General features: G+C 43.7%; 1 protein-coding gene. It reads left to right on the forward strand.

Annotation, left to right across the window (positions count from 1 at the left end; all coding sequences use genetic code 11):
* Nucleotides 1-412 (forward strand): PhnD/SsuA/transferrin family substrate-binding protein (locus R7Z50_RS31105; protein WP_318150228.1); only part of this gene is annotated, 412 nt, incomplete at its 5' end.
* Between the last annotated feature and the right edge of the window lie 105 nt (nucleotides 413-517).

Raw genomic sequence — 517 nt, forward strand, 5'->3', positions numbered from 1 at the left:
TCACCCAACGAAAGACCGTATCGGCTATTTGTTTTTGGATGAACATTTAGAACAATCCAACGAAATCAACCTATCCGTTTGGGTGTATAAACAGCGCGTTGCCGCCGGGGCGTTCAGTAATTTCAACTGGAACAACCCAAAAGATTTGCCAGAAAACATGAAGGAAAAACTGACCATTTTCCATAACTCGGTTGAGATCCCGCGTGATTTGGTTTTAGCGTCGCCTACTTTGAGCCAATCGACCAAAAATGAAATTACATCGATTTTATTGAAAATGGATGCCTCACCAGAAGGTTTGCATGCCTTGGATGTATTCCAAAATACCAAGCGCATATCAGCACTCACGCCAGATATGGCAACGTCTCTCGACACGGTTCGAAAGTCTGTAAACTTGCTACCAAAGGCAAACTGATGCTGAACAAACTTTCGCTAGAAACCAAGTACATTTTCGCGACCATCTCCGTCGTTGTTTTGGTGGTTGTGGTCAACCTTGTACTTTACATGCATGGCTACGACA

The sequence above is a fragment of the Vibrio sp. 1249-1 genome (assembly GCF_033340495.1).